Raw genomic sequence first — 21,924 nt, forward strand, 5'->3', positions numbered from 1 at the left:
CTCTTCCGCCTTCTTTTGTTCCGCAGCGCGGGTGGCAGCAGCCTGCTTCTGCTGCTCGACCTTACGCTGTTCCACCTGCTCGCTTTCGAACTGCTTGGCAGCCGTCTTCTTCGCTTCGCCGGCAATCTTCTGATTGGTCTGAGTCGTCGCCTGGCTCTGCGACTTCAACTGATACAAGGTGGCCTGCACGATCGGCTTGGACGGCGGCAGCTCGGGCGTCATCGAAAAGCTGACGAACAGCATGCCGAAAATAATGACGTGCAGGCCGACTGCCAGCACGGTCGGCCAGAAGTAGCTCTGCGAAGGCGATGACTCACGCTGCTGCATCAAGGCGCCTCGGTGATCAGACCGACATTACCCACGCCGGCTTCCTGCAGACCGCCCATGGCCTCCATCACCGAACCATAATCAACCGCGCGATCGCCACGGATGAACACCTGGGTATCCGGACGCTGGCGCATGATGGCAACGACAGCCTGCGTCATGTCTGCCAATGCGACGGCCTCGTTGCCCTTGCTGTCGGTATCGACCTCGCTACCGACGTTCCAGTAATAGGTTTTGTCAGCCTTGATGGAAATGGTCAGCACCTGCTTGTCGTTATCCTGCGGCAAGGCTTCGCTGCTGACCTTGGGCAGATCGACCTTGACGCCCTGATTGAGCATCGGCGCCGTGACCATGAAGATAACCAGCAGCACCAGCATCACATCGATGTAAGGCACCACGTTCATCTCGGCGACGGGCTTGCGTCTGTTGCGGATTCTGGCCATGGCCGTGGGCCTCAGTCTTCGGTGGTGTGAACTTTGCGGTGGAGGATGGCCTGGAACTCATCGGCAAAGGTGTAATAACGACCGATGAGCATCTCGCCCCGCGCGGCGAAACGGTTGTAGGCGATCACCGCAGGAATCGCGGCGAACAAACCGATCGCCGTAGCGATCAGCGCTTCGGCGATGCCTGGCGCCACAGTCGCTAGAGTTGCCTGCTGAACCTGAGCCAGGCCGCGAAAGGAGTTCATGATCCCCCAGACGGTACCGAACAGGCCGATGTAAGGGCTGGTGGAACCAACGGTGGCCAGGAATGGCAAGCTCTGCTCGAGCTTTTCCTCTTCACGGGAAATCGCCACGCGCATGGCGCGATTGACCCCATCCATTACTGCATCGGGATCGACACCCTGCTGCTGACGCAGACGGGAAAATTCCTTGAAGCCGGCGCGAAAGATCTGCTCGACGCCAGAATCCGGATCCGGGTTGCTGCCTGCCTGGCGGTACAGCTTGGACAGGTCGATACCGGACCAGAAGCGCTCTTCGAAGGTATCGAGTGCTCGCTTCGCGGCACGCAGCATACTGCCGCGCTGAAAAATCAGAATCCATGATGCGACCGAAGCGGCCACCAGAATCAGCATGACCAGCTGCACCACGAAGCTGGCGTTGCTGATCAGGCTCCACATGGACATGTGATCGACGTTGGCTTCCACGCTTACTCTCCTGCAGGGGATAGACCCGAGCCAGCGAAGGCGACACGCAGCGCTTCGGAAATGGCTCGGGGTTTCAAACTTTCGGCACGCACGCAGGCAACCAGCACCTGCCCCTCACAAAGCAGAACATCATCTAGTGCACGCCGGACCTGCTGGCGAAACCGCAGACTGGCGCGATTCACCTCAACCACCTCGGCCGTCACCAGCAATTCATCGTCCAGGCGAGCCGGTGCTCGGTAGCGGGCTTCGACCGAATGCACGACGAACAGCAAGTCCTCACCGGCCAGCTGCGACTGGGCGAATCCCAGGCTGCGCAACCGCTCGGTACGAGCTCGCTCCATGAATTTGAGGTAATTGACGTAGTAGACAATGCCGCCCGCGTCGGTGTCCTCGTAATAGACTCGACAGCGGTGGGTAAAGATTTCAGCTCCGGCTTGCGCGCGCATACTAGTGCTCGGCCCTGTAAATGCCAATCGGGTAACAGAACAATATTTTCTTCAAACTATGTCGCCATCGAACAGATCCGGCGTTGGAGCATCGCTCATGCGCTTGGGCAGGTTGAGGCCGAAATGGAGATAGGCGTGACGCGTCACGACCCGACCGCGCGGCGTGCGCATGATGTAGCCCTGCTGGATGAGGTACGGCTCGAGCACATCCTCGATGGTGTGCCGCTCTTCACTGATCGCAGCGGCCAGGCTGTCGATCCCCACCGGTCCGCCGTCGAACTTCTCGATCAGCGTCAGTAGCAGCCGGCGATCCTGATGATCGAAGCCTCGCTCATCGACGTCGAGCATGTTCAAGGCAAGGTCGGCAATCTGCCGGGTGATCTCGCCACGACCCCGCACTTCTGCGAAATCTCGCACACGACGTAGCAAGCGGTTAGCGATACGCGGCGTCCCTCGCGCCCGACGGGCAATCTCGAATGCACCCTCCGGCTCGGTCGGCAGACCGAGGATACCGGCGGAACGGCTGACGATGGTCGCCAGGTCCTCGGTGGAATAGAACTCCAGACGCTGGACGATACCGAATCGGTCTCGCAATGGATTGGTCAGCATACCGGCCCGCGTGGTGGCGCCCACAAGGGTGAACGGCGGCAGATCCAGCTTGATCGAGCGAGCCGCAGGCCCCTCGCCGATCATGATATCCAGCTGGAAATCTTCCATCGCCGGGTACAGAACCTCCTCGACAATGGGCGAAAGGCGATGGATCTCGTCGACGAACAGAACGTCGCCCGCCTCCAGATTGGTCAGCAATGCGGCCAGGTCACCCGGTCGCTCAAGCACCGGGCCCGACGTGCTCTTGATCGACACACCCATCTCTTCGGCGATGATGTTCGCCAAGGTAGTCTTGCCCAGCCCCGGCGGACCGAAGATGAGCGTGTGATCGAGCGCTTCCTGACGGCCCTTGGCGGCGCGGATGAACAGATCCATCTGCTCGCGCACGACCGGCTGACCGATGTACTCGGCCAGCTTGAGTGGCCGAATGGCACGATCCAGTTGCTCGTCGCGATCGCGACTGCCTGCCGTGACGATACGATCCGCTTCGATCATGGCTTACACCATGCCCTTGAGGGCGCGGCGGATCATTTCTTCACTGCTCAAATCATCTTCCTGTATGGCGGACACTGCACGGCTGGCTTCCTGTGGCTTGAAGCCCAGGGAGATCAACGCGCTGACCGCATCATTCTCGGCGCTTGTGACTGCCATTTTGCTCCCGGGTTCAACCACGAAGGTCGCGATGGCGGGCATGCTCTCCCACGCCTTGAAGCGGTCCTTCAACTCCACCAGAAGCCGCTCGGCGGTCTTCTTGCCAACGCCTGGAATGCGCACCAGGACCGACGTATCCTGCGCCTGTACACAACGCACCAGCTCATCCACTTCCAGTCCGGACATCAACGCCAACGCCAGCTTCGGTCCCACACCGTTCAAACGGATCAGCTCACGGAACAGCTCGCGCTCGCGCTTCTCGGCGAAGCCATAAAGAAGTTGTGCGTCTTCACGCACGACGAGGTGCGTATGCAGCGTCACCGGCTCGCCGACCGCCGGCAGGCGATACAGCGTCGTCATCGGCACTTCGACCTCATAGCCGATACCGTTGACATCGAGAATCAGATGTGGGGGTTGCTTTTCCACCAGCGTGCCACGCAAACGTCCGATCAAGCTGTTTCCTCCATGGCCATCGCATCCGCTGACGACCAGTCGATTATTCGTTCAACCAAGAGAGTTTGCGCCGACTACAGACGCAACCGCCCGCCTCGTCGCTTGGCGCCGGCCAGGCCGTGCGGAATGAGGCTTTGCCGGTGATGCGCATGACATAACGCAATGGCCAGCGCGTCCGAAGCATCGATCTGGGGTTTTTCCAGAAGCTTGAGCAGGTGCATGACCATCATCTGCACCTGCTGCTTATCAGCCCCGCCCGTTCCGGCGATGGCCTGTTTGACCTGCGTCGCGGTGTACTCTGCGATCTGCAGACCTGCCTCCGCGCCAGCAACGATGGCTGCACCCCGAGCCTGGCCGAGCTTGAGCGCGGAATCGGCATTACGCGCCATGAATACTTGCTCGATGCCCATCGTTACCGGGCCATAGGTCCGAATGACCTCGCTCACACCACTGAAAACGGCACGCAAGCGATCAGGCAGCTCGCCGGTGCCGGTACGAATGCAACCAGAGGCGACGTATTCACAACCGCGGCCGGTGTCCCGTACGACGCCGTAGCCGGTGATTCGAGAGCCGGGATCGATACCCAAAATCAGCGTCATGCCGTGCCGTGCTGTCTATTTATCCAGTGGCGAGTATACGGAGGCGCTGCCGTCTCCGCCACCGACAACAATATGCGCCCAGATAGACACTACGTTGCCAGCGATGCGCGCCTATAAAAAAGCCGGGAGCCCAGCAATGCGGGTCCCGGCTGCGGACACCACGACACTCAGCCCAGCTGCTGCATGATCTCGTCGGAGATTTCCGCGTTGTGGTAGACGTTCTGCACGTCATCTAGATCTTCCAGCGCATCGATGAGACGCAGAACCTTCTGCGCCGTCTCGACGTCGGTGATGGGCGCCATGATGGAGGGAATCATCGCCACTTCTGCTTCGTCGCCGCGGAATCCGGCCTCTGTCAGCGCTTCGTTGACCGAGAGGAACTCGGCGAAGCTGGTATAGACCTCGACCGACCCATCCTCCTGACTGACGACGTCGTCGGCGCCCGCCTCCAGCGCCGCTTCCATCAGCGCGTCTTCATCCACGCCGGGCGCATAGCTGATCTGGCCTTTACGATCAAACATGTAGGCGACCGAGCCGTCAGTACCGAGGTTGCCACCGTTCTTGCTGAAGGCGTGACGCACTTCGGCCGCGGTACGGTTGCGGTTGTCGGTCATGGCCTCGATGATGATCGCCACCCCGCTTGGCGCGTAACCCTCATAGCTCAGCTCGGTCATGTTGTCCGCTTCGCTGGAGCCTGCGCCCCGGGCGATGGCGCGATCGATGACGTCACGCGACATGTTGGCTGTCAGCGCCTTGTCCACGGCCAATCGCAGACGCGGATTGTCCGCCGGCACGCCGCCGCCATGCTTGGCCGCCACGGTCAGCTCACGGATCAGCTTGGTGAAGATCTTGCCCCGCTTGGCGTCCTGACGCTCTTTGCGGTGCTTGATATTGGCCCATTTGGAATGACCAGCCATAACTCACTCCATTCTTCGACTGAATCAGAAAATCTCGATAACCGGATCCGTCTGTCACCACTCGATAAAGACAGCGGTCGGCTATCGCCGTATTGTCTCGCACTCAGAGCCGCAAGACGAAGAAGCCTGGCAGAACCAGGCTTCGGGTAGCGCTTACTCCGCCTTCGGTTGCTCGCGCAGACGGATATGCAGGTCGCGCAGCGCCTTGCTGTCCACCGCACCCGGCGCCTGGGTCATGACGTCCGCCGCACTCTGGGTTTTCGGGAAGGCAATCACTTCACGAATCGACTGCGCACCGGTCATCAGCATCACCAGGCGATCCAGACCGAAGGCCAGACCACCATGTGGCGGAGCGCCGAATTTCAACGCATCGAGGAGGAAGCCGAACTTCTCTTCCTGCTCGGCTTCATCGATGCCGAGAATGCGGAACACAGTCTGCTGCATTTCCTTGCGATGGATACGGATCGAACCGCCACCCAGCTCGGTACCGTTGAGCACCATGTCGTAGGCACGCGACAGCGCCGCAGCCGGATTGGCCTCGAGCTCCTGAGGCGAGCACTTCGGCGCGGTGAACGGGTGGTGCAGCGCGCTCAGCGAGCCGTCATCGTTCTCTTCGAACATCGGGAAGTCGACCACCCATAGCGGCGCCCAGTCACAGGTCAGCAGCTTGAGGTCGTGACCGATCTTGATGCGCAGAGCACCCAGCGCCTCGGAAACGATCTTCGCCTTGTCTGCACCGAAGAACACGATGTCGCCATCGACCGCACCGACGCGATCGAGAATCACGTTGAGGTTGTCTTCCGGGATGAACTTGACGATCGGCGACTGCAGGCCTTCAACGCCCTTGGCGCGCTCGTTGACCTTGATGTAGGCCAGGCCCTTGGCGCCATAGATACCGACGAACTTGGTGTAGTCGTCGATCTGGCTGCGCGGCATGCTTGCGGCACCCGGTACCCGAAGGGCGGCCACGCGACCTTTCGGATCATTGGCCGGACCGGAGAACACCTTGAACTCGACTGCACTGAGCTGATCGGCAACATCCACGAGCTCGAGCGGGATGCGCAGGTCCGGCTTGTCCGAGCCATAGCGGCGCATGGCCTCTTCGAACGGCATGTGCGGGAATTCGCCGAATTCCAGATCCAGCACTTCCTTGAACAGCTTGCGGATCATCCCTTCGGTGATACCGATGATGTCCGCCTCGTCGAGGAAGCTGGTCTCGATATCGATCTGAGTGAACTCGGGCTGACGATCGGCACGCAGGTCTTCGTCGCGGAAACACTTGGCGATCTGATAGTAGCGATCGAAGCCGGCCACCATGAGCAGCTGCTTGAACAGCTGCGGCGATTGCGGCAGGGCGAAGAAGTTGCCGGCATGGGTGCGGCTCGGCACCAGATAGTCACGAGCGCCTTCAGGTGTCGGACGCCCCAGGATCGGGGTTTCCACATCGAGGAAGCCGTTGTCATCCAGGTACCGACGAATGCTCGCGGTGATACGCGAGCGCAGCTTGAGCTTCTCGGCCATTTCTGGGCGACGAAGGTCGATGAAGCGATAGCGCAGTCGCGTCTCCTCGCCCACATCGCTGTATTCGTTGAGAGGGAACGGCGGGGTTTCGGCGTCGTTCAACACCTCCAGCTCGTAGCCCAGCACCTCGATGGCACCGGAAGCCATATTCGGGTTCACCGCACCAGCTGGGCGCAGGCGGACCTTGCCGGTGATCTTCACTACATACTCGCTACGCACCTTGTCGGCGGTCGCAAAGGTTTCGGCGCGATCCGGATCGAAGACCACCTGAGCCAGGCCCTCACGATCACGCACATCGAGGAAGATCACCCCGCCGTGATCACGACGGCGATGTACCCAGCCGCAAAGAGTGATTTCCTGGCCGTCCAGGCTTTCGTTCAATTGGCCGCAATAGTTGCTGCGCATCATGGTGAAGTTCGCTTCTCGTATCTTGAATTCGATGGGGCGCCAGAGCCGCGACAGACTGACAAGACCGTGACTGCTCTGCGCAAGCGGCATGTACCGTACGCGATACCGCATTGACGCCGGGCGCCGCAGCACGCACTGGGACCGCCAGGCACAAGCGCGGGATTATATCGACATAATCACCGCGGCGCAGCCGTTGCCCTCGCCAACTCGAAATCGGGCCATTGATGGAACCCTGAATCGATCAGAGCCTTCCAACGGTGAGCATTCGACCAGAAACGTATCGCTTCACAACACCACGCATTTTTCTGGCATAACTAACGGCTGAACCATCCACCAGGAGAAAAACATGGAAATCAACATTGGCATCGCCGAACAGGACCGGGCAGCCATCGCCGAGGGCCTGTCGCGCCTGCTCGCCGACACCTACACTCTGTATCTGAAGACCCATAACTTCCATTGGAACGTTACGGGGCCGATGTTCAACACGCTGCACACCATGTTCGAAACCCAGTACACCGAACTCGCCATCGCCGTGGACGATATTGCCGAACGCATCCGCACGCTGGGCTTCCCGGCGCCGGGCACCTACGCGGCATACGCCCGCCTGAGCTCGATCAAGGAAGAGGAAGGGGTCCCCTCCGCCGAAGAGATGATCAAGCTGTTGGTCGAAGGCCAGGAAGCCGTTGTACGGACCGCCCGCGGTATCTTCCCGCTACTGGACAAGGTCAACGACGAGCCGACCGCCGACCTCCTGACTCAACGCATGCAGAGCCACGAAAAAACTGCATGGATGCTGCGCAGCCTGCTTTCGGCCTGAGTTTCGCTACTGGGCGGAGCGCCATATGCGCTCTGCCCAGATCGCAACGCATCTGCTGCGAAACAGCCTGTCTTCGAGCACTCTCCGCACCTGAAGCCACGACGGCGAACACGCTCATTTGAGCCCCCTCCTCCTTTCCTGTTAAATACGCCGCGCTGCAGCCCGGACCCGCGCGGTTTCTCGACCAGTGTTCAGCCCTGACCGATGAACGTTTTCCACGAACTCCAGGCCTGCGGCTTCTCTGTCGTGTTATCAACCGTGAGCCATACAAGAATGTTAAAGATCGTCCATGTCCTGGCGGGTGTCATTGCCCTGCTGCTGTCCTTTGTTCCAAGCCTGCGCGGCGCAATGCCACTACTGCTGCAACCCGACGCCTTGTGCCTGCTGATGCTCGGCCTGCTGAACGTTCAATTCGCCCCATCTGCCCAGTTGATCGACAGCCGCACCCGGCCAGTCATAATCGCTGCGTCAGCGCTGCTACTCCTGTCTATCGCGCTGCAGGCCGTCATCGTACTTGTAGCTTTGCCACAGATCGCCGGCCAGCCCGCAACACTCGCCAGCCTGCTGCTCGCCCTTGTGGCCGTGCTGCTGCACCTCGCCACGCCACGCGGCCTGAGCAAGCAGGCAAAACCGGCTCGCACAAACACCCGCGCGCCATCGGCAGTAGGGCGCGAGGCAGGCACCGTGAAATGGTTCAACACATCCAAGGGGTTCGGATTCATTTCCCGGGACAGCGGAGATGACGTATTCGTCCACTTTCGCGCCATCCGCGGCGAAGGGCACCGCATCCTGGTCGAGGGCCAGCGCGTGGAGTTCACCATCATGATGCGGGACAAGGGACTGCAGGCCGAAGACGTCGTCCCGATCGAGTAGGACGACCGAGCAAGCTGCCACGGGGCGAAGTCACCACGCCGCCCCGTTTCACAATTCAATAATGCGGTGGAGGCGCCTCGTCCTCACCAGCGTCCATTGGAACCTGCATTTCCTCCTGACGTTTTGCCAGTGCGCGCAGCTGAAGCTGCAGACGCTCCATGATCCTCTGTTGCTCGACGAGCACATCGTTCAGCGTCTGGATCGTATCGTCCTGAAACGCCAGACGCGTTTCCAGATCCATCACTCTCGATTCAAGGTCCATAGTCATACTCCAAAACGAAAGTGATCGGTCAGCACCAACTTTAGCTTGTCCCTGATGGCTGCCACCTGCTCGTCACTGTAAGGCTTCGCCGGATGCCTGCCCCACACCGGCGCTGGCCAGGCAGCATCATCGCGTCGCCGCGCAATGACATGCATATGCAGCTGCCCGACGACATTACCAAGCGTGGCGACATTCATCTTGTCGGCGCCGAAGGTGTCCTTGACGGTCTCGGCCAGCGCAGTGGCCTCCTTCCACAGCGCCAGCTGATCAGCCGCATCCAGCTGAAACAACTCACTAATCTCATCGCGACGCGGCACCAGAATGAACCAGGGATACTGGGCGTCGTTCATCAACAGCAACCGGCAGAGCGGGAAGTCACCAAGCAGCAACGTGTCCTGCTCCAGACGTGAATCAAGTACAAACATAAGACTCCCCTTGCGAAGCAAACCCCGCGCGAATGCGCCGTAGGAAACAGGTAAAAAGGATACCTCAGACATCCCAGACGACAACCTGGCAAGCGCGCACAAGATTGGTGCCTGACCTGAGAAAACGCGCCGCCTTTCAGTGCAATGCGGCCCCAATATTTCTCCGCAACGCCCGATTAGCTCGATCATGAATTCTGAGTACGATTCTTGCTAGACGAACTATGCGAACGCTAGGGGCGGCTTCAAAACACCGCAATCAGCGTCACACAGCATGCTCTAGCGCTGCACTAGAGCTAAACAGTACATTCTCTGGATGGCTTTTCGCGAGAGCAGCCAAAATTGGCTTAAGCCTGATGCGGGACTAAGAAGTTGCACCCTTTCCGCCCATGCGCGGCAAGGTAAGCACCATTTTTAAACCAAAGGAGCAATCACAATGAAAGTGATGAAGTGGAGCATAATCGCCCTGGCCGTATCGGCGGGCACCTCCCAGATGGCGTTGGCCAGCCAGCAGTCGGAGTCCAAGGGATTCGTCGAAGATGCGAGCCTAGATCTGTTGCTGCGCAACACTTACTACAACCGTGATTACAAGGATGGTGCCGACGACGTACGGAGCTGGGGCCAGGGCTTTATCACTACCTTCGAGTCCGGTTTCACCCAAGGCACCATCGGAGTAGGCGTCGACGCCTATGGCCTGCTGGGCGTTCGCCTTGATGGCGGCCAGGGCTATAGTTATACCGCCATGTTCGAGCGTGACTCCAACAACGAGCCGGAACGCGACCTTTCCCAGGCCGGCGCAGCTATCAAAGCCCAGTTCTCCAACACCGTGATCAAGTACGGCAACCAGATGCCGATGATGCCGGTGCTCGCCTATGACGACTCGCGCCTGCTGCCAGAGTCGTTTACTGGCACCTTGATCACCAGCAATGAGATCGAAGGCCTCGAGCTGAATGCCGGTCGCTTCACCGCAGATAGCTCCATGCCATCTTCCAGCCGCGATGACGTAGGCCTGAAGAGCATTGATGTCGTAGGCGGTACCTATGCATTCAACGAGAACCTGAGCGCGTCGCTTTACTACGCAGACAACGAAGATGTTGCCAAGAAGAAGTACGCTAACGTCAATTACGTTATGCCCTTTAGTGACGACCAGTCGCTGAGCTTTGACTTCAATATCTACCGTTCCGATTATGACAAGGACTATGTCCAAGCTGCGGACACCACTTTCAACAACGACGGTTCGGTTGATGAGCTTGGCGCACGCGAGTCACACGACAACACCATTTGGAGCCTTGCAGCCAAGTATTCTGTCGGTGCGCATGCGTTTATCCTCGCTCACCAGCGCGTTAGTGGTGACCGCGGTTACGACTACGACATCGGCGACGGCGGCAGCTCCATTTGGGTAGCTAACTCCTACTACTCCGACTTCAACTCCAAGGACGAGCGTTCCTGGCAGGCGAGCTATGAGCTGGACTTCGGCGGTTACGGCGTTCCCGGCCTGTTCTGGAAATCGCTTATGTCTACGGCGACAACGTAGACACCGGCACTGGCGAAGGTAAGGAACGCGAGTTCTTCAACCAGGTCCAGTACGTCGTACAGAGCGGCCCGGCAAAAGATCTGTCGCTGAAGCTACGCAACTCGATCTACCGTTCCAACAGCGACATGCGTGACTACTACAGCCCGGACCTGAACGAGATCCGTGCATTCATCGAATACCCGCTGAGCATCCTGTAACCCAGGCGCTCGGACCATTCGATGCAAACGGAGCCCGGCGAAAGCCGGGCTCTTTCGTTTCGCCGCACATCCAGCGCGGCGCCCCGTCCTGTACGCCGCAATGCGCGCGCCGTACAATGCCGAGCCAAATTCCAGCCTCTTCTGCAAGGACACAACGGCCACATGCGCACCAGTCAGTTCCTGCTCTCGACCCTCAAAGAAACCCCATCCGATGCAGTGGTCATCAGTCACCAACTGATGCTGCGTGCCGGGATGATTCGCAAGCTGGCGTCCGGTCTCTACACCTGGATGCCGATGGGGCTGCGTGCGCTGCGAAAGGCCGAGGCCATCGTTCGCGAGGAAATGAACAAGGCAGGCGCCCTGGAAGTACTGATGCCGGCCATTCAGCCAGCCGAGCTCTGGCAGGAGTCCGGCCGCTGGGAGCAGTACGGCCCGGAGCTGCTGCGTCTGAAGGACCGCCACGATCGCGAATTCTGTGTCGGCCCGACCCACGAAGAGGTCATCACCGACCTGGCACGCAACGAGCTTCACAGCTACAAGCAGCTGCCGATCAACTTCTATCAGATCCAGACCAAGTTCCGCGACGAAATCCGTCCGCGCTTCGGCCTCATGCGCGGCCGCGAGTTCCTGATGAAGGACGCCTACTCCTTCCACCTGTCCCAGGAATCGCTGCAGGAAACCTACGACCGCATGCACGAGGCGTACTGCAATGTTTTCACTCGCCTCGGGCTCGACTTCCGTCCGGTGCAAGCCGACACCGGCTCCATCGGCGGAACCGGCTCGCACGAGTTCCACGTACTGGCCGAGTCTGGCGAAGACGACATCGCGTTCAGCGACACCTCCGACTACGCCGCCAACATCGAGAAGGCCGAAGCCATTCCGCGCGAAACCGATCGTGCGGCACCAAGCGAAGAAATGCGCCTGGTAGACACACCGAATGCCAAGACGATCATCGAACTCGTCGAGCAGTTCGGCCTCGCCATCGAGAGAACGGTAAAAACGCTGGTCGTTCATGGCGTCGAAGAAGGCCAACTGATCGCCCTCATCGTACGCGGCGACCACGAACTCAACGAGATCAAGGCCGCCAACCTGAAGCAGGTTGCCAGCCCGCTGGTATTCGCCTCGGAAGCGGAAATCCGTACTGCCATTGGCGCGGGTCCCGGCTCGCTGGGCCCACTGAACCTGACGATTCCCTGTGTGATCGACCGTTCTGTCGCGCTGATGAGCGATTTTGGTGCCGGCGCCAACGTCGACGACAAGCACTACTTCGGCCTGAACTGGGAGCGGGACCTGCCGCTACCGCAGATCGCCGATCTGCGTAATGTGGTTGCCGGTGATCCGAGCCCGGACGGACAGGGGAATCTGGTAATCAAACGCGGTATCGAGGTCGGCCATATCTTCCAGCTGGGCACCAAGTACAGCGAGGCTATGAATTGCCGGGTGATGGGTGAGAACGGCAAACCGGCCACTCTGATCATGGGCTGCTACGGCATCGGCGTATCCCGCGTGGTTGCCGCGGCGATCGAGCAGAACTACGACGACCGCGGCATTCTCTGGCCAGACGCGCTCGCGCCTTTCCAGATCGCCCTGGTACCGATGAAGTACGAAAATGAAGCGGTTCGCGAGGCTACCGACCGACTCTACGCCGAACTCACGGCAGCAGGTTACGAAGTGCTGCTCGATGACCGTGACAAAAAGACCAGCCCCGGCGTCAAATTCGCCGACATGGAGCTGATCGGCATCCCGCACCGCATTGTCATCAGTGATCGCGGGCTGGCCGACGGCACCCTGGAGTACAAGCACCGCCGCGACGCGCAGCCTCAGCCAGTCGCGACTGCTGACATCCTGTCCTTCATCAACTTGCGTGCTCATCGCTGATCGGAAATCATGCTCAACCGACGTTTTGTCGTTTCAACCAGCGCCGCGCTTTGCGCGGCGTTGCTCCTTGGCGGCTGCGCCAATCACTTGCCGCAGCGCAGCGAGCACGAGGCGCGTGTCGAGCGCAAACTGCTCGACCACAGCCTGCGCATCGAACTCGGTGAACCCCAGGTGCTCGAACTGCCGCAGCGGCGTATCCGAGTGCAAGAGCAGATGACATTCGAAGTCACCGATTTCGAAGTAACCCGCCGTTACGATCGCTATACGCCTTACCAGCCCTGGCGAGAGCTGTACGAGATTCCGCTGGGCGTCGTCGCAGTGGTCGCCGGCGTAGGCGCAAACGTGCTCAACGTGGTGATGCTAGGCAACATGCCAGAGAGCGCGACTCGCGACTGGATCAGCTACGGCTTCGCCGGCATCAACCCGTTCATGAACGCCGAGTCCAATGGCCGCTCGCAGCAGAACCTGGCCAGCCTCGACGAGCAACGCCGGGATGCGCGGCTCGAGTACACCAGCCTGCCTTGGGCGGAGCGTCCGGTGCTCGTCAGCGCCGGTCCGCACACTCACGAGCTGTCGACCGATCGTCACGGCGTCTTGCGCCTGAATCTTCTCGACGGGCCGTTCGCTGATCAGGACGTCACGCAGATCGGCAAGTTGCAGCTGTCGGTTGAGGATGAACAGGATGGCACCCGGGCAGAGGCCACGCTGCTTGTAAGCCACAAGCTGCGCGGCAAGCTGCAAGAAGCTCACGACCTGATCTTCGATGACCTGGAAGGCGACGACGTCGCGCAATGGGTGCATCGCGTCCGGCGCCTGTCCGAACTTGGTCTGGAAGAAGAAGCCAGCGAACTGGAGCAGAGCCTGATAGAGCTGACGCGCAACGACCCCGAGCTGCAACAGCACTTTCTGCAAAGTCTGATCGAAGGCAGCAACGGAAACTGAAACCGATGAAGACGCCTGCTCTTCTTCTCGCATTGCTGCTGGTGAGCGCCCTGCCGGCAGCAGCCAATATCCGTCAAGCGCCCGAACCCGAACTCCGCGACCTCATGCAGAGGACAGTCGCTGAGGCGGACAGCTTTCAGGATCGCTTCGATGCAGAGGTCTGGCTGGTCGACATGTCCGGCCGACTCAAGCGCTACATCCCCGATGCCGAAGAGCGGCTGTCGCTGCTCCGACTGGTGCATCGCGAGGCGAGCAAGGCGGGCCTGAAGCCGGAACTGGTGCTGGCGCTGATCCATGCCGAAAGCCTATTCGACCGATTTGCAATCTCCAGCGTTGGCGCGCAGGGCATGATGCAGGTGATGCCATTCTGGAAAGCGGAACTGGGTCGACCACAAGACAACCTCACCGACAACGCCACCAATCTTCGCTATGGCTGCACCATCCTCAGCTATTACCTGAACAAGGAAAATGGCGACATCAACCGGGCGCTCGCGCGCTACAACGGCAGCCTCGGGCAGAATCGCTATCCGGTCAAGGTGATCGGCTTCTGGCAGGATTTCTGGTACGTCAAACCCTGAGTCACCAGGCGGGCTACTCGCCCTTCAGCCGCGCCAGATGCACAAGGATGCCCTCGGCAGTCTGTTCGCCAACCAGGCGCTCGCGCACCTTCCCCTGGTCGTCAACCAGATAGGTCACCGGCAGCACCTCGCTACGCGGCAATTGCAGACGCTCGGCGGGATCATCACTGAGCACACGGAAGTCGATACCCAGCGCCTTGGCGGCCTGAGCGAGCTCTTCGCCGCGCAACTCGTCGAAATTCACACCCAACACTGCCAGTCCCTGCTCGGTTTCGGCCAAGGCGTTCAGCTCCGGAATCTCGGTGCGGCAGGGACCGCACCATTCGGCCCAGTAATTGATCAGCAGCCACTGCCCCTGCAGCTGTGCCGCAGTCACTTCACGCCCGTGCTGGTCGATCCCCCAATCCTTTTCGCAGGCAGACAGGAACAGGCAGCTCAGCAGGAGCAGCAACGAGGCGATCGGTTTGGTCATGGTGCTCATTCCTTAACGTATACGGCCGAGGATACCGCTGCGTTGCAGTCAAGGCACGCCTGGGACGACCCGATCCTGACGCAGACCGTGGCGGCGCCAAGTAACCGTCGCGCTTTTCGCCGTTATGCGAGTCCGATCACGCGCGGCGGCGCTCAAGTGCACAGTTTTGTCGGACCTGCACTGCCTATAATTCCGCACCCACCACCGTATGCCAGTAGCGAAGCCATGTCCCAACTCCACGACAAACTGATCGGCACCGTACCCTCACGCATCGTCGAGCAAGCCGCCATCGCCCTCACTACCTATGACGGGCGCGTAGCTGAATTCAATGTCGCCAGCTGGTTGCAGCTGCAGGGACACGCAGGGCTCATGGTGTCTCTCGTCGCCAAATATCGCGATGGACAGCAGCAGCGAGAAGCGATCATTGATCACGGACGCACCGATGGCGCAGGCAAGATTCTGCTGTCCGGCGTCGCGCGGCTACCGGTCCGACACAAGATCGAGGAGCTGCAGATTCACCTGCGTCCTGCCGCCACGGTAGCTGCAATCACCGTCGAAGAGCTGTTCGCTCACCCGGTCGAGCCCGTAGCCGCCGAAATGAAAGCCGTCCAGGCCTGATTCAGCCGCTGACCTTTTTCGGCTCCAACTGCTTGCTTGCCAAAGCGGCGTGCGGCGCGTCGGTTGGAGCATCATCCCTGACGACCAGCGATTCCGGCCATTGCCTAAAGCGAAGACCGGTAAGGCGGTTCAATGCCTCGAGCGCCGCGTCTGGCGCCCTCTGGTGCAAATACAGAATGGTGCTGCGCTTGCCGTCCATTACGTCTTCCCCTCAACTACTCCGAGCCATAGCCAGAAGCGTGCCATCACCTCGAAAACGCCGTCATGGCCTGTACGTACGCATCTGATCGCTCGAACAACCTGCCACCGAGCGCAGCGCCTCCACGTAAACACTCCCTTACTGACGATTTTTGTCACCGCCCGATTGCAACCAGTCGGCCAGGCTGCCACTGAACAGGCTGGCCTGTTCCTGCTGCAGTAGCTCCAGTGACTGGCGCAAAGTCGGATACCAGGGTTCGTTCAGCTGCTCGGGCAACGTTACGCGCGCTGACAGTGGCCACGGGTTGCAGCGCAATAGTTTATCCAGACTGTAGTGATTCAGATCTCGACAAAGCACCCAGCCCCCGGAACCCGTCCGACAGACCAGCTGTTCCTGTTCGAAGAAGCCGAGTATGTCGTCCCACTCATCCTCGGGAAGGCGCAGGCCGGCCCTGTGCAGATCACGCAGGCGCAGCTCCCGCCCCTCCTGCTGACGCTGGTGCAGGTTGCGCAGCAGCATCAGCATGACCAGCAGGCGTGGCAGCGGCCGACGGCGCCATTGCTGCGACGACGACAGGCCGCAGACCAGCTCGGCGCCGAACAGCACGATCATCCAGGACAGATAGACCCATAACAGAAACAGCGGGACAGCCGCGAAAGCGCCGTAGATCAGCTGATAGCTCGGGAAATAGCTGACGTACAGGCCGAACAGTTGCTTGGCCGCCTCGAACAACACTGCGGTGAATACACCGCCCACCAACGCATGCCGTAACGGGACACGGGTATTGGGCACCGCGGCGTAGATCAGAGTGAAGGCCGCCACGCTGAGCAGCAATGGCATGACCTTGATCAGCGTGCCGACGCCAATGAGCGCGTACGGCCCCGAGATCAGCGAAAGCGAGGCGATGTAGGTACTGGTGGCAAACCCTGCGCCGAGCAGCAGCGGCCCGAGGCTGAGAATCGCCCAATACAGCAGAAAACTGGACACCCCCCGTCGTGGCTGTCGTACGCGCCAAATGGTATTGAAGGCCTTCTCGATGGTCAGCAGCATCATCAACGCGGTAGCCATGAGAAACCCGACCCCGAACCAGGTGAGTTGCCGCGCCTGGCTGGTGAACGCGAGCAGATATTCCTGGATGGTCGCGCCGGTGGACGGGATGAAATTGTTGAATATGTAGAACTGGATCTGCTCGCCAACACCTTTGAAAGCGGGAATCGCCGACAGCATGGCGAACGTGACGGTCATCATCGGCACCACGGCGAACAGGGTGGTGTAGGTCAAGGCCGCCGCGCTATGCGGACCTTGATCGGACAAAAAGCGCCGAACCAGGAAGCGACCGAACTCGAGGGCATTGTCGATGCGCTGATGCATCCCTTCTCCTTGTTACAGCTGCCTGGAGCCGTTGGCTCGACAGTGCTCATCGTCAAAAGACCCGGACAGACCGACAGCCCGCCCGGATCACACGCGCTGCACATTTCGGCGAGCGCCACGTTGGGGGTTAGAATGGCCACCTCATCCGGCGAGACGCAACCACAAATGACCGAACTCACGCTGTATCACAACCCTCGCTGCTCCAAATCGCGCGGTGCCCTGGAGCTGCTTGAAGCCCGCGGTCTGACGCCCGAAATCGTGCGCTACCTGGAAACGCCCCCCACCGCAGCCCAACTCTGTGCTCTGCTGGACAAGCTGGGGCTCACCGCCCGGCAACTGCTGCGTACAGGCGAAGAAGAGTACAAAAGCCTCGACCTGGCCAATCCTAAACTCAGCGAAGCAGAACTGATCGACGCCATGATCGAGCACCCTCGCCTGATCGAACGCCCGATCCTGGTCGCGGGCAATAAGGCGATCATCGGCCGCCCGCCGGAAAAAGTGCTGGAGATCTTGCCGTGAGCACGCCCTACATTCTGGTGCTGTACTACAGCCGCCACGGCGCTACAGCCGAAATGGCCAGACAAATTGCTCGCGGCGTGGAAATGGCCGGGTTGGAAGCGCGTCTGCGCACCGTACCTGCCGTGTCCACCGAGTGCGAAGCGGTCGCGCCCACCATTCCCGACGCCGGTGCACTGTATGCGACCCTCGAAGACCTGAAGAATTGCGCCGGCCTTGCGCTAGGTAGCCCCACTCGCTTCGGCAATATGGCGGCCCCCCTGAAATACTTCCTCGACGGCACCAGCGGCCTGTGGCTGACCGGCGAGTTGGTCGGCAAGCCAGCCGGCGTGTTCACCTCAACCTCCAGCTTGCACGGCGGACAGGAAAGCACGCTGCTGTCGATGCTGCTGCCGCTGCTGCACCACGGAATGCTGGTGCTCGGCCTGCCTTACAGCGAGAACGGGCTGCTGGAAACCCGCGGTGGTGGCACGCCTTACGGCCCTAGTCACCATGCCGGTGCGGACGGCAAGCGTTTGCTCGACGAACATGAAATCGCCCTCTGTCGCGCCCTCGGACAGCGCCTGGCACACACGGCACAGCGGCTGGAGATGTCCCTTGGCTAAGAAGCGTAAACCGCTGCCATCACTGGAGTGGCTGACCCCGCGGGTCAAATCCAGCCGAGCGATAAGCCTTGCCAGCTTCATCGGCCTCGCAGTGCTACTGGTCGTCTGGAACCTGGCCTTTGCCGACTTGCACGGAGCCAGAACCTGGGTTGTCGTCAGCATCCAGCTCATTCCACTATTGCTGGTTGCACCAGGGATGATCGCTGGCAGCCCGAGGGCGCACGCCTGGCTCTGCTTTATCGTCAACCTGTACTTCATTCAGGGCGTGCTCGCGGCGATCGACCCGGCGCGGATGATCTACGGCCTGCTGGAGGCCGGACTGAGCCTGACATTGTTCGTCGCGGCGCTGCTCTACACCCGCTGGAGCTATCAGTACGAACGCAAGGCCGCGGGCGAGGCGTGAGGGCAGCTGATCACGGCGAAAACTGCTTCAATGTTTTCGCCGACGTCGCCTAGTGGCCTGTGCGGTGAGTTGGTTGAGGCAAGTTCGGATGAGCGTGGCTGCGAGACAAGACGCTGCGACGAGCCATAGCGGGGCTATGGTAAGGAACAGCAACGCAGTATCGGGGCCATGGGCGCCGAAATTGACCAGCGGAACTTACCAAGCAGGCCACAAGCTACCAGCCGAGCGTTTCCTTGAGGAAAGGGATGGTCAGTTTGCGTTGCGCCTGCAGCGAGGCCTGATCCAGCTGATCGAGCAACTCGAACAGCGCGTTCATGCTGCGTGAGCCACGGGTCAGGATGAAGCGACCAACGTCATCCGGCAGATTCAGCCCACGACGCGAGGCTCGCAGCTGCAGGGCGCGTAGCTTGTCCTCGTCGGACAGCTGTTGCAGCTGGAAAACCAGCGCCAGACTCAAACGAGATTTGAGGTCGGGCAGCGCGATCGACAACTCGCGCGGCGAGGCGTCCGCCGCCAGCAATAACCGTCGGCCGGCGTCACGCAGGCGGTTGAACAGATGGAACAACGCCTCCTCCCATACCGCGTCCCCGGCCACCGCATCGAGATCGTCCAGGCAGACCAGCTCGCTCTGCTCGAGGTTGTCGAGCAAGGCCGGACCATATTCGGCCACTTCCGCCAACGGCAGATAGACAGCCAACTCTCCGCGCTCCTCCACCCGCAGGCAGGCAGCTTGCAGCAGATGACTACGACCGACACCGGCCTGCCCCCAGAGATAGATCAACTCATCGGACCAGCCCGCAGCAGGCGAACACAGCCGCTCGACATAGCCGAGTGCGGCTGCATTGGCGCCAGGGTAGAAGTTGGCGAAGGTGGCGTCGTCGCGCAGACGGACGCCCAGGGGGAGCTGGATGGGTTTCATGGCTGGCTGGGTGGTTCGGCCGGTGCACCGGCGGGCTCGGCGTAAAGGTCCGAGAGTTTATAGAGATCGTGCACGTGGCGCAGCAGAACCATGATCACCGCCGCCACCGGCAGTGCCAGCAGCACACCGGTAAAACCGAACAGCTGACCACCGGCGAGCACCGCAAAAATCACCGCCACCGGATGCAACCCAATGCGGTCGCCGACCAGTAACGGCGTCAGCAGCATCCCCTCGAGCATCTGCCCTACCGTGAATACCGCCGCCACGCCCAGCAGGGGATAAGGTGCCAGCCCAAACTGAAAGAGCACAGCGACCACCGCCGCGCCGATGCCGACGACGAAGCCCATATAGGGCACGATACTGGCGAGGCCGGCAAGAACGCCTATCAACAGCCCCAGTTCGAGCCCGACCAGCATGAGGCCGGACGCATAGATGATTGCCAATGCCAGCATGACCAGCAACTGGCCGCGGAGGAATGCGCCGATCACCTCATGGCACTCGCTCATCAGACGCACCACCATGCCCTCACCGCGGCGCGGCAGCAGGCTGCGCAGCTTGAGCATGATCAAATCCCAGTCACGCATCAGATAAAAGCTCACCACCGGTATGAGCAGCAGGTTGCCAATCCATGCCAGCAGGGCCAGCCCCGACGCGGTGGCTCGGCTCAACACCATGCCGAGGACGTCGGTGGTGCTGCCCAGGTGTTCAGCGAATGCGGCCTTCAGCTGATCGAGACGCCAGAAGTTGTCTTCCAGCCCGAACTGCGCCTGCACCCAGGGCAACGCCTGATGCTGCAACCAGTCCAGCGCCAGCGGCGCCAGCTGGTAGAGCTTCACCAGCTGCTTGCCGAGCATAGGCAGCAACACCAGCAACATCAGCAACATCAGCAGACTGAACAGGGCGAATACGACGATCACCCCCCAGGTACGCGACAGCCCCCAGCGCTCCAGGCGATCGACCAGCGGATCTCCGAGATAGGCCAGCAGGATGCCGATGAGAAAAGGGGTGAGGATCGGCGTCAGCAGATATACCAGCCAGGCGCACAAGAGCACGCCTGCCAGCCAGAGCCAGCGGTTCGAATCGTTCATGGTCACTCTATGCCTTCCGTGCAGGACAGTCGCCGATATAGGAATTGCGTCATCACCAGCGGTAACGCATCACCGTGCCGCTCTCGGGCGACGCAGGCGCATTGTCGGGTTCGCCAACCACACCGCCCTCATCCATCGGCTGCCGTGCATCCAGTGGCGCCTCGTCTTCGGCGACTTCCTGCAAACGCGCCAGCGCCAGCTGAGCGCGCAACTGCTCCGGACTGGCGTTGACGCGATAGACCAGGCGATCACTTTCCACCCGCAGCAGGTTGCCACCAAAGGGTTCGAGCAAGCGATCCAGCTCCGCGAATCTCGCGACATCGGCCCCCAGGATCTCCAGGGTGATGTCCGACGCGGCGCCTGGCGCAACCACATAGCGTGGTGCCAGGTACTCACTGACGGACAGCATTACCGCATCCGCCAGTCCCTCGAGGGTTTCCGCCTCAGCCTTGCCGTCGCGCTGCTCGTCGTCGAGCCAGACGTTCCACTGCGCCTGCCAGCGGGAATCGGCTTCTCGCGCATGGACCGCCAGCAGTACGTCGGCATCGTAGCGCTCGGACGCCTCGCCCAGCGTCTCCCGGCTGTTCGCGCCGAATGCGTCCGGCGTCGCCAGCAGCTGTTCGGACAGATCCGCCAGCGGCAGGCGCAACGGCAGGCCACGGTGCTGCGCGGCGGCACGCACTGGCGCAGCGCTGCGCTGATCGTCGCCAAGCAACTGGGTGCCCTCGACCCGCTCGTTCAGCCACCAGACCAGAAGCGTCGGCCGGTTCGCACCCCACAGCGACAAGCCGGCACTACGCAGGCTGCGCTCCGTGGTGCCTGGATCGAAGTCGACGACGATATGGTCATGCTCGTAACCATACTTGCTGATCAGTTGCTGCGGGTCCTTGCGCAGCTCAGCGACGGCCTCGCGCTTGCTTGCCTGCGCATCGCCGGTCAGGCGCAACAGCAAGGTATCGAAAGCCCGCTGCAACGCAGCTGCGCGCTCCTCGCTCTGCTCGCCGGAAACAGGCTCACGCACCTGATACAGACCCTTGAGCTGTTCGGCCTGACCGGGCAATGACGCCCCCAGCGCAAGGCACAGAATGAGTAAGCGGTAGACAAGGCGCATGATTGATTCTCGCAGGCCGCCGGACCCCGGGGCAGGAAGTAGAG

26 protein-coding genes and 1 pseudogene are annotated in these 21,924 nt (G+C 60.8%); 10 read left to right on the forward strand and 17 right to left on the reverse strand.

Features of this window, described 5'->3' with window-relative positions; translation table 11 throughout:
* From LO50_RS06295 to aspS, 9 genes are all read right to left on the reverse strand, one after another.
* The coding region (locus LO50_RS06295) for a cell envelope integrity TolA family protein (RefSeq protein WP_044314464.1) at window positions 1-327 on the reverse strand (327 nt) is incomplete at its 3' end.
* Window positions 327-767: a protein TolR gene (gene tolR, locus LO50_RS06300; RefSeq protein WP_003300685.1), complete on the reverse strand. Its 441-nt coding sequence runs from the start codon at window positions 765-767 to the stop codon at window positions 327-329. The genes tolR and LO50_RS06295, both read right to left, overlap by 1 nt.
* A gap of 11 nt (window positions 768-778) precedes the next feature.
* Window positions 779-1,471, reverse strand: a complete 693-nt coding sequence (gene tolQ, locus LO50_RS06305; RefSeq protein ID WP_014821036.1) for a protein TolQ — start codon at window positions 1,469-1,471, stop codon at window positions 779-781.
* A 2-nt stretch (window positions 1,472-1,473) separates the two neighbouring features.
* Window positions 1,474-1,917: a tol-pal system-associated acyl-CoA thioesterase gene (gene ybgC / locus LO50_RS06310; RefSeq protein ID WP_044314465.1), complete on the reverse strand. Its 444-nt coding sequence runs from the start codon at window positions 1,915-1,917 to the stop codon at window positions 1,474-1,476.
* Between the two features lie 51 nt (window positions 1,918-1,968).
* The gene (gene ruvB / locus LO50_RS06315) at window positions 1,969-3,021 is read right to left on the reverse strand and encodes a Holliday junction branch migration DNA helicase RuvB (RefSeq protein WP_003300681.1); all 1,053 of its coding nucleotides are present in this window, start codon (window positions 3,019-3,021) and stop codon (window positions 1,969-1,971) included.
* Window positions 3,022-3,024: 3 nt separating this feature from the next.
* A complete protein-coding gene (gene ruvA, locus LO50_RS06320) occupies window positions 3,025-3,630 on the reverse strand; it encodes a Holliday junction branch migration protein RuvA (RefSeq protein WP_014821038.1) in 606 nt (201 codons plus the stop codon).
* Window positions 3,631-3,704: 74 nt separating this feature from the next.
* Window positions 3,705-4,229, reverse strand: coding sequence for a crossover junction endodeoxyribonuclease RuvC (gene ruvC / locus LO50_RS06325; RefSeq protein ID WP_014821039.1), 525 nt, complete (start codon window positions 4,227-4,229; stop codon window positions 3,705-3,707).
* 167 nt (window positions 4,230-4,396) lie between these two features.
* Window positions 4,397-5,146 (reverse strand): YebC/PmpR family DNA-binding transcriptional regulator, encoded by a 750-nt coding sequence (locus LO50_RS06330; RefSeq protein WP_014821040.1) that lies wholly within the window; start codon window positions 5,144-5,146, stop codon window positions 4,397-4,399.
* A 153-nt stretch (window positions 5,147-5,299) separates the two neighbouring features.
* Window positions 5,300-7,075: an aspartate--tRNA ligase gene (gene aspS, locus LO50_RS06335; RefSeq protein WP_044314477.1), complete on the reverse strand. Its 1,776-nt coding sequence runs from the start codon at window positions 7,073-7,075 to the stop codon at window positions 5,300-5,302.
* A gap of 346 nt (window positions 7,076-7,421) precedes the next feature.
* Between aspS and LO50_RS06340 the strand changes: the two genes are divergently transcribed.
* Both LO50_RS06340 and LO50_RS25615 read left to right on the forward strand, forming a co-directional pair.
* The gene (locus LO50_RS06340) at window positions 7,422-7,892 is read left to right on the forward strand and encodes a Dps family protein (protein ID WP_003300673.1); all 471 of its coding nucleotides are present in this window, start codon (window positions 7,422-7,424) and stop codon (window positions 7,890-7,892) included.
* A 273-nt stretch (window positions 7,893-8,165) separates the two neighbouring features.
* Window positions 8,166-8,765: a cold-shock protein gene (locus LO50_RS25615; protein ID WP_044314466.1), complete on the forward strand. Its 600-nt coding sequence runs from the start codon at window positions 8,166-8,168 to the stop codon at window positions 8,763-8,765.
* 55 nt (window positions 8,766-8,820) lie between these two features.
* On the opposite strand, the gene LO50_RS06350 is transcribed toward LO50_RS25615, so the two are convergent.
* Window positions 8,821-9,027, reverse strand: coding sequence for a SlyX family protein (locus tag LO50_RS06350; protein ID WP_014821044.1), 207 nt, complete (start codon window positions 9,025-9,027; stop codon window positions 8,821-8,823).
* 2 nt (window positions 9,028-9,029) lie between these two features.
* Window positions 9,030-9,452, reverse strand: coding sequence for an HIT family protein (locus LO50_RS06355; protein ID WP_044314467.1), 423 nt, complete (start codon window positions 9,450-9,452; stop codon window positions 9,030-9,032).
* A gap of 433 nt (window positions 9,453-9,885) precedes the next feature.
* On the opposite strand from LO50_RS06355, the pseudogene LO50_RS06360 reads away from it, so the two are divergent.
* The 4 genes and pseudogenes from LO50_RS06360 to LO50_RS06375 all read left to right on the forward strand — a co-directional run bounded on the left by LO50_RS06360 (window position 9,886) and on the right by LO50_RS06375 (window position 14,578).
* A pseudogene (locus LO50_RS06360) lies at window positions 9,886-11,180 on the forward strand (OprD family porin).
* Window positions 11,181-11,342: 162 nt separating this feature from the next.
* Window positions 11,343-13,058 (forward strand): proline--tRNA ligase, encoded by a 1,716-nt coding sequence (locus tag LO50_RS06365; RefSeq protein ID WP_044314468.1) that lies wholly within the window; start codon window positions 11,343-11,345, stop codon window positions 13,056-13,058.
* Between the two features lie 9 nt (window positions 13,059-13,067).
* On the forward strand, window positions 13,068-14,000 hold the full coding sequence (locus LO50_RS06370; protein ID WP_003299042.1) for a hypothetical protein: 933 nt from the start codon (window positions 13,068-13,070) through the stop codon (window positions 13,998-14,000).
* A 5-nt stretch (window positions 14,001-14,005) separates the two neighbouring features.
* Window positions 14,006-14,578 (forward strand): lytic transglycosylase domain-containing protein, encoded by a 573-nt coding sequence (locus LO50_RS06375; protein ID WP_044314469.1) that lies wholly within the window; start codon window positions 14,006-14,008, stop codon window positions 14,576-14,578.
* A gap of 13 nt (window positions 14,579-14,591) precedes the next feature.
* Here the strand turns inward: LO50_RS06375 and LO50_RS06380 are convergent, their stop codons facing one another.
* A complete protein-coding gene (locus LO50_RS06380) occupies window positions 14,592-15,050 on the reverse strand; it encodes a TlpA family protein disulfide reductase (protein WP_023446271.1) in 459 nt (152 codons plus the stop codon).
* A 225-nt stretch (window positions 15,051-15,275) separates the two neighbouring features.
* On the opposite strand from LO50_RS06380, the gene LO50_RS06385 reads away from it, so the two are divergent.
* A complete protein-coding gene (locus tag LO50_RS06385; RefSeq protein ID WP_003299046.1) occupies window positions 15,276-15,668 on the forward strand; it encodes a hypothetical protein in 393 nt (130 codons plus the stop codon).
* 1 nt (window position 15,669) lies between these two features.
* On the opposite strand, the gene LO50_RS06390 is transcribed toward LO50_RS06385, so the two are convergent.
* Complete coding sequence (locus tag LO50_RS06390) at window positions 15,670-15,867, reverse strand: hypothetical protein (RefSeq protein ID WP_014821052.1); 198 nt, start codon at window positions 15,865-15,867, stop codon at window positions 15,670-15,672.
* 138 nt (window positions 15,868-16,005) lie between these two features.
* A complete protein-coding gene (locus LO50_RS06395) occupies window positions 16,006-17,238 on the reverse strand; it encodes a virulence factor BrkB family protein (RefSeq protein ID WP_014821053.1) in 1,233 nt (410 codons plus the stop codon).
* Between the two features lie 165 nt (window positions 17,239-17,403).
* Between LO50_RS06395 and arsC the strand changes: the two genes are divergently transcribed.
* The 3 genes from arsC to LO50_RS06410 are packed head-to-tail and all read left to right on the forward strand — an operon-like array spanning window position 17,404 to window position 18,762.
* Window positions 17,404-17,757 (forward strand): arsenate reductase (glutaredoxin), encoded by a 354-nt coding sequence (gene arsC, locus LO50_RS06400; protein ID WP_044314470.1) that lies wholly within the window; start codon window positions 17,404-17,406, stop codon window positions 17,755-17,757.
* Window positions 17,754-18,359: an NAD(P)H:quinone oxidoreductase gene (gene wrbA, locus LO50_RS06405; protein ID WP_023446272.1), complete on the forward strand. Its 606-nt coding sequence runs from the start codon at window positions 17,754-17,756 to the stop codon at window positions 18,357-18,359. Before arsC ends, wrbA begins: the two co-directional genes overlap by 4 nt.
* Window positions 18,352-18,762 carry a DUF2069 domain-containing protein gene (locus tag LO50_RS06410; RefSeq protein WP_042926446.1) on the forward strand — a complete coding sequence of 137 codons (411 nt, stop codon included), beginning with the start codon at window positions 18,352-18,354 and terminating at the stop codon, window positions 18,760-18,762. The genes wrbA and LO50_RS06410 overlap by 8 nt, the downstream gene beginning before the upstream one ends.
* A 214-nt stretch (window positions 18,763-18,976) precedes the next feature.
* Here the strand turns inward: LO50_RS06410 and hda are convergent, their stop codons facing one another.
* Genes hda through LO50_RS06425 form a run of 3 tightly spaced genes read right to left on the reverse strand, consistent with a single transcriptional unit; the run spans window position 18,977 to window position 21,880 of the window.
* Complete coding sequence (gene hda, locus LO50_RS06415; RefSeq protein WP_023446273.1) at window positions 18,977-19,681, reverse strand: DnaA regulatory inactivator Hda; 705 nt, start codon at window positions 19,679-19,681, stop codon at window positions 18,977-18,979.
* On the reverse strand, window positions 19,678-20,769 hold the full coding sequence (locus tag LO50_RS06420; RefSeq protein ID WP_041014627.1) for an AI-2E family transporter: 1,092 nt from the start codon (window positions 20,767-20,769) through the stop codon (window positions 19,678-19,680). Before LO50_RS06420 ends, hda begins: the two co-directional genes overlap by 4 nt.
* A 52-nt stretch (window positions 20,770-20,821) precedes the next feature.
* Window positions 20,822-21,880, reverse strand: coding sequence for a DUF2066 domain-containing protein (locus LO50_RS06425; RefSeq protein ID WP_041014628.1), 1,059 nt, complete (start codon window positions 21,878-21,880; stop codon window positions 20,822-20,824).
* Window positions 21,881-21,924 lie beyond the last annotated feature (44 nt).

Source organism: Stutzerimonas stutzeri (assembly GCF_000935215.1).
Taxonomy (GTDB): Bacteria; Pseudomonadota; Gammaproteobacteria; order Pseudomonadales; family Pseudomonadaceae; genus Stutzerimonas.